The sequence below is a fragment of the Photobacterium carnosum genome, from assembly GCF_002849605.1.
Lineage (GTDB): Bacteria > Pseudomonadota > Gammaproteobacteria > Enterobacterales > Vibrionaceae > Photobacterium > Photobacterium carnosum.
Genome location: NZ_NPIB01000044.1, coordinates 1 through 11,380 on the forward strand (window position 1 = coordinate 1; position 11,380 = coordinate 11,380).

General features: G+C 38.4%; 7 protein-coding genes. 6 read left to right on the forward strand and 1 reads right to left on the reverse strand.

Features of this window, described 5'->3' with window-relative positions:
- Positions 1–4,792, reverse strand: a 4,792-nt coding sequence (locus CIK00_RS21210) for a retention module-containing protein (protein ID WP_144043199.1), incomplete at its 3' end; no start/stop codon positions are given.
- A 348-nt stretch (positions 4,793–5,140) separates the two neighbouring features.
- Between CIK00_RS21210 and CIK00_RS20680 the strand changes: the two genes are divergently transcribed.
- The 6 genes from CIK00_RS20680 to CIK00_RS20705 form a co-directional block, all read left to right on the forward strand.
- Positions 5,141–6,535: an HlyD family type I secretion periplasmic adaptor subunit gene (locus tag CIK00_RS20680; protein ID WP_101770407.1), complete on the forward strand. Its 1,395-nt coding sequence runs from the start codon at positions 5,141–5,143 to the stop codon at positions 6,533–6,535.
- A gap of 4 nt (positions 6,536–6,539) precedes the next feature.
- On the forward strand, positions 6,540–7,850 hold the full coding sequence (locus tag CIK00_RS20685; RefSeq protein ID WP_101770408.1) for a TolC family outer membrane protein: 1,311 nt from the start codon (positions 6,540–6,542) through the stop codon (positions 7,848–7,850).
- A gap of 11 nt (positions 7,851–7,861) precedes the next feature.
- The gene (locus tag CIK00_RS20690; RefSeq protein ID WP_101770409.1) at positions 7,862–8,452 is read left to right on the forward strand and encodes an OmpA family protein; all 591 of its coding nucleotides are present in this window, start codon (positions 7,862–7,864) and stop codon (positions 8,450–8,452) included.
- Between the two features lie 24 nt (positions 8,453–8,476).
- Positions 8,477–9,121 carry a transglutaminase-like cysteine peptidase gene (locus tag CIK00_RS20695; protein WP_373322865.1) on the forward strand — a complete coding sequence of 215 codons (645 nt, stop codon included), beginning with the start codon at positions 8,477–8,479 and terminating at the stop codon, positions 9,119–9,121.
- 13 nt (positions 9,122–9,134) lie between these two features.
- Positions 9,135–11,063 (forward strand): bifunctional diguanylate cyclase/phosphodiesterase, encoded by a 1,929-nt coding sequence (locus CIK00_RS20700; protein ID WP_101770411.1) that lies wholly within the window; start codon positions 9,135–9,137, stop codon positions 11,061–11,063.
- A gap of 1 nt (position 11,064) precedes the next feature.
- Positions 11,065–11,380, forward strand: a 316-nt coding sequence (locus CIK00_RS20705; protein ID WP_233426585.1) for a cysteine peptidase family C39 domain-containing protein, incomplete at its 3' end; no start/stop codon positions are given.

Here is an 11,380-nt window from a genome sequence, read left to right on the forward strand (position 1 = left end):
CAGCATTGAAATCAATGTGATGGATAGCATCAGAGCCAACATCAAGTGGCACATCACCTGTAATAACCTGACCCTTTTGGGTGGTTTCATCAATACTGGTACCCATATCAGTACCAAATTCGGGGTTGGCACCGTCTTTGATAGTAATATCAACATTGGCAGGCTTTTGCAGCCAATCACCATCGGTATCTTGTGCCTGAATCGGCACATCAATGGTGATCTTATCGTTGATGCTATCGACTAAGCCTTGGTTGCCATTATCTACATGGTTCAACGGCTTTTCTTGGGTGATAGTTAGTTTTACATCGATGTCTTGACCATTAGCCGCTTGTACAGCATTCAATGACACCGTCACAACCTGCTCACCTGCCGCAGTGTTACCAATTAATACGCCAGTTGCAGCATCATAATGGAAGCTGATCGTTTCATTATTGCCAGTGGTTAATTCAGATGACAGTTCATCAATTAACGTTGTTAATTGTTTTGGATCAATGGTCACTTTACTTGGGTCAAGACGGTCTGCACCCGCCTCAATCACAATCGTAGTGTTACCCGATACTGGATAGCCTTGTTCGTTACCTTGTGGGGTTAAGTCACCTTCAGTGATCGTGATTTCACCGTGCTCATTACCACCCGCATCAGCGCCATCAGTGATATCAATCACCACTTGACCGTTGGTGGTATCGCCATCGTTATCGGTGGCGGTTACGCCTAAATTCAGATTAACAACATCATCGGTTGACTGATCAATAGGGCCTGTGACTTCAACAGTATATGAACCATCAGTGGCGATAGTCACCACCATCACGGGTTTATTATCACTATCAACAACCGTTAGAATATTTCCTGAAACCGTAAATGTAGTTGCCTCACCGTTACTGGTAATACCTTGCAGACTCGGTTGGTCAGCATTGAAATCAATGTGATGGATAGCATCAGAGCCGATATCAAGTGGCACATCACCTGTAATAACCTGACCCTTTTGGGTGGTTTCATCAATGGTTGTGTCGGTATCGGTACCAAACTCTGGGGTCGCACCATCTTTAATAGTAATATCAACATTGGCAGGCTTTTGTAACCAATCACCATCGGTATCTTGCACCTGAATCGGCACATCAATGGTAATTTTATCGTCGATACTATCAACTAATCCTTGGTTACCATTATCTACATGGTTCAACGGCTTTTCTTGAGTGATAGTTACTTTTACATCAATATCGTGACCGTTAGCCGCTTGTACAGCATTCAATGACACCGTCACAACCTGCTCACCTGCCGCAGTGTTACCGATTAACACGCCTGTTGCAGCGTCATAATGGAAGCTGATCGCTTCATTATTGCCAGTGGTTAACTCTGATTCTAATTCGCTAATTAACATCGTTAATTGTTTTGGATCGATGGTCACTTTACTTGGGTCAAGGCGGTCTGCACCCGCTTCAATCACAATCGTAGTGTTACCCGATACTGGATAGCCTTGCTCGCCAGTTTGAGGGGTTAAGTCACCTTCAGTGATCGTGATTTCACCGAGCTCATTACCGCCCGCATCAGCGCCATCGGTAATATCAATCACCACTTGACCATTGGTGGTATCGCCATCGTTATCAGTGACAGTCACACCTAAATTCAGATTAACATCATCATCAGTTGACTGATCGATAGGACCTGTTACTTCAACAGTATATGAACCATCAGTGGCGATAGTCACCACCATCACCGGTTTATTATCACTATCAACAACCGTTAATACATTGCCATTCACGGTGAAGCTCGTCGCCTCACCGTTACTGGTAATACCTTGCAGACTCGGTTGGTCAACATTGAAATCAATGTGATGGATAGCATCAGAGCCAACATCAAGTGGTACATCACCTATAATAACCTGACCATTTTGGGTAGTTTCATTGATGACTGTGCCAGTATCAGTACCAAATTCGGGATTGGCACCGTCCTTGATAGTGATATCAACATTGGCAGGTTTTTGTAACCAATCACCATCGGTATCTTGCACCTGAATCGGCACATCAATGGTGATCTTATCGTCGATACTATCAACTAATCCTTGATTACCATTATCTACATGGTTCAACGGCTTTTCTTGAGTGATGGTCACTTTTACATCGATGTCTTGACCATTAGCCGCTTGTACAGCATTCAATGACACCGTCACAACCTGCTCACCTGCCGCAGTGTTACCAATTAATACGCCAGTTGCAGCATCATAATGGAAGCTGATCGTTTCATTATTGCCAGTGGTTAATTCAGATGACAGTTCATCAATTAACGTCGTTAATTGTTTTGGATCGATGGTCACTTTACTTGGGTCAAGACGGTCAGCACCCGCTTCAATCACAATCGTAGTGTTACCCGATACTGGATAGCCTTGTTCGTTACCTTCTGGGGTTAAGTCACCCTCAGTAATGGTGATCTCACCGTGCTTATTACCGCCCGCATCTGCGCCATCAGTGATATCAATCACCACCTGACCGTTGGTGGTATCGCCATCGTTATCGGTGGCGGTTACGCCTAAATTCAGATTAACAACATCATTCGTTGATTGATCAATAGAGCCTGTCACTTCAACAGTATATGAACCATCAGTGGCGATAGTCACCACCATCACGGGTTTATTATCACTATCAACAACCGTTAGAACATTTCCTGAAACCGTAAATGTGGTTGCCTCACCGTTACTGGTAATACCTTGCAGACTCGGTTGGTCAGCATTGAAATCAATGTGATGGATAGCATCAGAGCCAACATCAAGTGGCACATCACCTGTAATAACCTGACCCTTTTGGGTAGTTTCATTGATGACTGTGCCAGTATCAGTACCAAATTCGGGATTGGCACCGTCCTTGATAGTGATATCAACATTGGCAGGTTTTTGTAACCAATCACCATCGGTATCTTGCACCTGAATCGGCACATCAATAGTGATCTCATCGTTAACGCTATCGACTAAGCCATCCACACCACTGTTGGTATGATTTAATGGTTTTTCTTGAGTGATAGTAACTTTTACATCGATGTCTTGACCGTTAGCCGCTTGTACAGCATTCAATGACACCGTCACAACCTGCTCACCTGCCGCAGTACTACCGATTAACACGCCTGTTGCAGCGTCATAATGGAAGCTGATCGCTTCATTATTGCCAGTGGTTAACTCTGATTCTAATTCGCTAATTAACGTCGTTAATTGTTTTGGATCAATGGTCACTTTACTTGGGTCAAGACGGTCTGCACCCGCCTCAATCACAATCGTAGTGTTACTCGATACTGGATAGCCTTGCTCGCCAGTTTGAGGGGTTAAGTCACCTTCAGTGATCGTGATTTCACCGAGCTCATTACCGCCCGCATCAGCGCCATCAGTGATATCAATCACCACTTGACCGTTGGTGGTATCGCCATCGTTATCAGTGGCGGTTACACCTAAATTCAGTTTAACAACATCATTCGTTGATTGATCAATAGAGCCTGTCACTTCAACAGTATATGAACCATCAGTAGCGATAGTCACCACCATCACCGGTTTATTATCACTATCAACAACCGTTAATACATTGCCGTTGACCGTAAATGTGGTTGCCTCACCGTTACTGGTAATACCTTGCAGACTCGGTTGGTCAGCATTGAAATCAATATGGTGGATAGCATCAGAGCCAACATCAAGTGGCACATCACCTGTAATAACCTGACCATTTTGGGTGGTTTCATCAATGGTTGTGCCGGTATCGGTACCAAACTCTGTGTTCGCACCATCTTTAATAGTAATATCAACATTAATTGGCTTATCAAGTAAATTACCATTTGAATCAGCACCTTGAATCGCAACATCAACAGTAATACTATCTCCATCATGTGAGACCAACCCACTGCTATTACCTCCAACATGATCAATCGGTTGATTAATAGTTGTCGTAATATTAACACTAACATCACGCCCATTTTCAATTGTGGCATTCAGAGTAATGGACATTATGGTTTCGCCATTAAGCGTACCAACAATTGAATTTGTTTGAGTGTCATAAACAAAACTAACAGCTTCGCCACCAGTCGTGATTTCATTATTAAGTTCAAAAATCAAAGAATTAATAGCAAGAGGGTCAAAAACAAAAGAAGCAGTATCAAGAGGAAGCGTTGCCGCTTCAACAGCAATGGATATTGAGGTTTGAACCGGATATTCCTGTTCACCTGCCAGTGGAGATAAGTCCCCCTCCACAACAGTCATAACGCCTACTTCACCGCCATTAGCAGCTAAAATAATTTTGGGATCAATGATTTGGGCATTACTCGGAGGATCATATGCAGTATCAAAACCAGCTTTGGCTAATACAGCATTATTGTCATAATTGATTGTAATAAAACTGGCGGTTGCCGATGAGCCATTCAATCCTACATTACCAGCAGCACTCTCATTACCAGCCGCTGACGCTTCAAACAATTCTGTCGGATCTTGCCCTGCTAAAATGGCATTTTGTAATGCTGTAATATCAGCAACAGAAAATGAAGAACCGTCTTTAGCCTCTCCATTAAAAGTTAGACGATTGTTTAATTCAACAGTTTGAGCACCAGCAGGCGTTAATACTGTACAACTAGAGCAAGGTAAATTTACAATTTGTTCTATACCATCTTTAATAACTATAAATTTAGTATCACGGTTAGTGACAATAACCTCATTCATTTGAAGTGTATGAATATCTATGATGGGTATAGGTTGCTGGTTTGGCTGAAGAATAAAACTCTCGCCATCAACAAGTTTAAACGCTTCAACTTTATTATCATTCTTAACCATGAAATCGCCCAACCTTATAACATTTTTGAGAGAAGAGTAACCAAGCTATATAAATTAAAATCGATCTTATTATATTAAAATAACTTTACGACAACACTTCAACAGCTTATCATCAGTTTCAATTACAAACAAACAACATGTTAACATGTAAGGCTGACTAACATTTACATTAGAGTTACTTATAGATTACATAACGCATGCTAATACAAACATTGTTTAATGTTCTGTATACAAAACATAGCAATATGTTTTATCACTAAAAAAGCCTGTATCGTCATAATTAATATATTGTTTTTTAAAAATGGCCACATTCTTACAAATAGTTATTTAGATACATAGGGTTTTTATATGAGTAAAAAAACCATCTCGACATCAAACAATGATCTCGATTTTATTGATGATAAGTCAGCTGCATTGCTACTAAATACACCTAAAAGTGCCAGAATCATTTTATGGGTAATGATATTATTTTTCTTTATCGCATTTACTTGGGCTTATTTTGCAAAACTCGATAAAGTAACGACAGGTTCAGGAAAAGTTATTCCGTCATCGCAACTACAAGTAGTACAAAACCTCGAAGGTGGTATTGTTAAGCAGGTTTTTATAAAAGAAGGCCAACAAGTTAAGAAAGGTCAAACATTACTACTCATAGATGACACACAATTTAAATCTGACTTTGAAGAAAAAACCCAAAGTCTTGCAGCCATGCAGGCCGATTCGTTACGTCTTAATGCATTACTTGCCAATGTTACCGTAAATAAAAACACTAGAAATACCGACTGGCGAAAAAATGTTAATGTGACGAGCACTTCTCCCGCTTTTACTGCTAATTTCAAGAACAAGCATGCTCAATTAGTACGCAGACAACTTAACCAATTCACGGGGAAATTAAATAATTTAGAAAACCAATTGTCTGTTGCATCACAGCAAGCATCACAAAAAGAACGAGAACTTACTGAAACTCAATCACGAGTAACTAATATTCGAAACAGCTATAATATCGCAATGAAAGAATACAATATTACTAAACCATTAGCGGATGAAGGTGTTGTTCCTCGCATTGAGCTATTAAAGTTACAGCGTTCACTCAATGATACTAAACGTGACCTAAATTCAGCAAAACTACAAATCCCCATCACTCAAGCTGCCATTCAAGAAGCCAAATTTAAATATATATATATTGCTTTACAATTTCGCTCAGAAATTCAAGTTGAACTGAATGAAACCAGTGATAAATTATCAAGCATGGCGGAAACACAAGTGGGACTAAAGGATAGAGTTAAACGTACAACGGTTATTTCCCCTGTTACCGGCACTATTCAAAAAATATATGTCAATACTGTTGGTGGGGTTATTCAACCCGGTATGCCATTAGTAGAAATTGTCCCCACGGAAGACACGCTATTAATTGAAGCAAAAATAGCCCCTCAAGATATAGGTTTTTTAAGACCTGGATTACCAACAATTATAAAATTCAGCGCTTATGATTTTACCAATTATGGTGGTTTAATCGGCACACTGGAAACCATCAGTGCTGATACGATCCAAGATAAAGAAGGCAATAGTTTCTATCAAGTAAAAATTCGTACCGATGCAAGTAGTCTTAAAGGTCCTAATGGTGAAGCATTACCAATCATTCCAGGAATGACGGCATCAGCAGATATTATTACAGGCAAGCGTTCTGTACTTGACTATTTACTGAAACCAGTCCTCAGAGCACGTCAAACGGCGTTGAGAGAATAAAATAATGACAAAAAAATATATGTTTAAAAAAATTGTTCTATTAATTAGCCTTCAATGTTTAGCAACGCCCGTAATGGCGCAATCATTAGAGCAAGCTATTGCTGAAACACTTTCAACTAATCCTGATATAAAAAGTGCTTACAATGAATTTCAGAGTAAACATCAATTAATTAATGCGGCTAAAGGTGATTATTTACCATCAGTCGATCTAGAGGCAGGTATTGGGCATGATGATTACAAAGCAAACAGTCCTTCTGGTCAATATCGCCCTCAAAGTGCCCAACTAAATATTCGTCAATTAATTTGGGATGGTTCTATTACATATAACGATATTCAACGCAATAAAGCAGAAACAGAAGCCCAACGTTATCAACTATTATCTGATGCGCAAGATAAAGCACTAAAAGCAACCGAAGCTTATCTTAATGTCCTCCATGCTCAAGATGTACTAACACTGTCTCAATCTAACCTTAAAGTGCATCAAAAAATGTACGTTGATATCAAAAAGCGTGCAGATGCAGGTATCGGTTCGACGGCTGATTTAGCACAAGTTGATGGCCGTTTAGCCAGTTCTAATACCAATTTATTGGCTGCAGAAAGTAATCTTCAAGATAAAATTACAGCGTTTGTGCGAATTATTGGCGCTTACCCAACTGATCTTATAAAACCTGAAGTTGACAGTAATTATCTACCAATATCTTTAGATGATGCTCTCATTAAAGCTGAACAAAACAATCCAGTTGTGTATATTGCATCAAATGATATTAATGCCGCAGAATATCAATACAAACAAGCACAAGGTACTTTTTACCCTTCTTTTAGCATTGAAGCCTCACAAGAATGGGGACAAGATCTTAATGGTTCACCAGGAGATACCGACGAACTAAAAGCCATGTTAAAAATGCGCTATAACCTTTTTAACGGCGGAACGGATGTAGCTAAATCACGTCGAGCAGCTTATCAAATCAATAAATCCAAAGATATTCGAGATCGCGCTCACCGCATGTTAAAGGAAGGTACTCGCCTTTCTTGGAGTGCCTTAACGTTATCAAAAAAACAAAAAATATTCTTACAAGAACATGTTGATGCTTCTGCACGTACCGTTATTGCTTATGAAAAACAATTTAAGATAGGTCAACGTTCTTTACTGGATGTACTAAATACTGAAAACGAACTATTTGAAGCACGCAAAGCCTATTTAAGTGCGGAGTACGATGGTATTTTGGCAAAATACCGCGTGTTAAATGCAACCGGATTAATTCTTAGTGAGATGCGCGTTGAAATACCTCAATCTTGGGTACAGTCAGCTAAATAAAGGAACAAAATATGAAATACACAATTATTGGGTTATTCGCACTATCATTATTTGGCTGCTCACTTTCAGTACCTCAACCACCCATTACTAAGCAAACCAAAAATTTATTTGATAACGACAGTGATGGCGTCATTAACCAACGTGATCACTGTCCAAAAACGCTTATAAATGCTGTCGTCAATAATGATGGTTGTCCGACTTATATTGATAGCTCCGAAAAAAACAAAATTCATGTGTTATTTGCTAATGACTCTTCAGACATTCCTGAAAATCACATGCAAAACATCAGTAAAATGAGCGAGTTTTTGGTGAAATACCCCAAAACCCATATTGAACTAAAAGGTTACGCTAGTCCTGTGGGTAATGCCGCTTACAATATTGTATTATCAAAGCATCGAGCAAGTGCCGTCTATCAAGCATTAATTAATGATGGAATTACACCATCTCGAATTAAAACGATGGGATTTGGTGATAGTGATCCCGTTATCGCTTATGACATAGAAGAAAGTAATATGTTAAGTCGTCGAGTCACAGCACAAGTTGTTGGCTCTCAAGAAAATATTGTGAAAGAATGGGCTGTTTATAGTGTCCGTGAAAACTAAACAGAAAACTGCCCTTTGAAGAAAATAACTTTTTGGTTACTTTGTTGTTTACTAGCAGTAAATGTTCTTGCTGCTAGTAACACACAACAAATAGAGAAAATAACTCAATTTTATGGTGAACGCGCAGGTAAACGAGCGACAGCATGGCATGCTCTCATCAAAAATTCACAACATTTAACTGAACGCCAGAAACTTAATGCTACTAATACTTTTTTTAATCAATTTGTTTTTATTAGCGATCAAAAGCTATGGGGAAAAGAAGATTATTGGGCAACACCTTACGAATTTATTGGCGCAGGTGCGGGTGATTGTGAAGATTTTAGTATTGCCAAATACAAAACGTTACTTAAGCTTGGTATTGATGATAATAAGCTAAGATTAGTGTATGTAAAAGCACTTGAACTTAATCAATTCCATATGGTTGTTGCTTATTATCCAAAACCATCAGCAATACCACTGATCTTAGATAATCTCAACGGCAATATTTTACCAGCGAATCAGCGTAACGATTTATTACCAATATACAGTTTTAATGGTAATAAATTATGGCTCGTAAAACAAAAAGGACAAGAGCAAATAGCGGGGAAAGCTTCACGTTTAAGTCTTTGGAATGATTTACGTAATCGTTCAAAAAATATCAAACTCAATCGACCACGATATACTTTTTAATAGGTAAATTACAATGACCCTTTACCGACAACTTCTTTTGTGGATGCTAGTCGTATTATTTTTATTGATAAGTGCTGTGTTTACTATTCAATTTAATACCACTAAGAGCTATTTAATTGAACAACAATCAACTGAACTTAATAATGTTGTTAACTCAATCGGCTTTGCTCTATCTCCATACCTAAAAGAAAAAGATTTTATTTCAGCAGAATCCGTTATTAATGCTACTTTTGATTCGGGTTATTACAGCCAAGTAAAACTAACCTTACTCGACTCCAACAAAGAAATTATTCGCCAATACCCTCAGCGAATAAATAATATACCTGATTGGTTCCAATCATTAATTCATATTGAAGCAATTACTCAAACTACAACCTTAACCAGTGGCTGGCTACAACTCGCTAATTTAACAGTTATTAGTAGCCCTATTTCAGCCTATATCCAGTTATGGAAAGCAACTATTCAACTTGCACTTGGTTTTATAACAAGCCTGTTATTAACTGCTATTGTATTATCCTTAGTGCTCAATAAAGTATTACGTCCATTAAAACAAATTCAAAAAAGTGCACAAGAAATAGCACACAACCATTTCACAGATCCTTTACCTATACCCCATACTCGTGAATTATTCGATCTCGTTATTGCTTTCAATTCGATGAATACTCAGTTACAACAACATTTTGAACAACAAGCTCAAGAGGCCGATACTTTACGTATTCGTGCCTATCAAGATCCCGTATCAGGCTTAGCTAACCGTAGTTACCTAATGACCAACTTAAAGTCATGGTTATCACATAAACCAACCGGTGGTATCATTCTATTGAAATCTGATACTATTGAAGATAGTTACCAACAATCAGGTTATGAAAAAGGTGACAAGTTAGTACAAAAACTTACTGATCACCTAAAAGAACTTTCTACTGATAATGTTACCATCGCTCGTCTAAACCAATCTGAATTTATGCTTATTGCACCTAATGCCTCCGAAGATGAACTTATGGATACTGCCCGTTCGATGTTATATATGACATCAGAACTTAATTCAGATCCTCTTGGAATTGCACCACTTCAAGCTGCTGTTGGCATTGTCATGTGTTCAGATACTCTAACAATAACGGCTTTACTTGCTCATGCTGATAATGCAGTAAATAAAGCACGCCACGAAATTAAAGAACCCATCGCTTTATTAGAAATTAATGAAAAGAAAACAATACCAGCAATGGGTAAGCAGCAATGGAAAGCATTGGTTAATGAAGCAATTGCAAATAATCTTATTCATTTCACTTTTCAAAAAGCGATTAATGCACATAATGACGTCATTCATAAAGAAATGTTCGCTTATATAAAAAAAGGCCAACAACAATTTAATGCTGGTCAATTTTTATCAGCTATTGAAAAACTTAATGAAGGTGCCAGATTTGACTGCTATATCATTGATACTCTTTTTAACCAATTAATAAGCAAAACAGAATCAGTGCCTATCGCTATTAATATTACTCAAAGTAGTATTAATGATACGGGCTTTATTCGTTGGCTCAACAGTAAACTTAAATCTAACCCTCAAATGAAAAAATCCGTTTTATTTGAATTACCTGAAATTTGTTTTATTAAAAACATTGATAACACCACCTTACTTTGTGAAATTATTCGCCAAAATGGATTTCAATTTGGTATCGATAATTATGGTCATAATTTCAGCTCGACAGATTATCTGAATAAATTACGACCTAGTTATGTAAAACTAGATTTTGCTTATACATCACAATTAGATGATCAAATAAAAACCGACGTTTTAGAATCGATAGCACGTAGTGCCGATAACCTTTCAATACTCACCATCGCCTCCCGCGTAGAAACCATTGAACAAAAAGATAAATTAGCACAGCTAAAAATTCAAGGTTTCCAAGGTTATGTCACCGATCAGTTAGTTAATGGGAAATAACATGAAAGATCCATTACTTCAATCACTTGCTTATATTAGTCGTTTCTACGGCCAAGCAAATTCACCGGATGCATTAATTGCAGATCTACCGCTAACCGATGGTTTACTAACCCCCTTTTTATTACCTCGCGCAGCAGAAAAGGCGGGGCTTCAGGCTAAACAAACACAATTAACATTCGATAAGTTATCACCATTATTATTCCCGGTCATTGCCATACTAAAAGGGGGTGATGCTTGTGTAGTACTCAGTATTGATCAAGAAAAAGGTGAAGCTGAAGTTGTCCTTCCTCAAAATGATGGCTCTGAGCAATGGATTA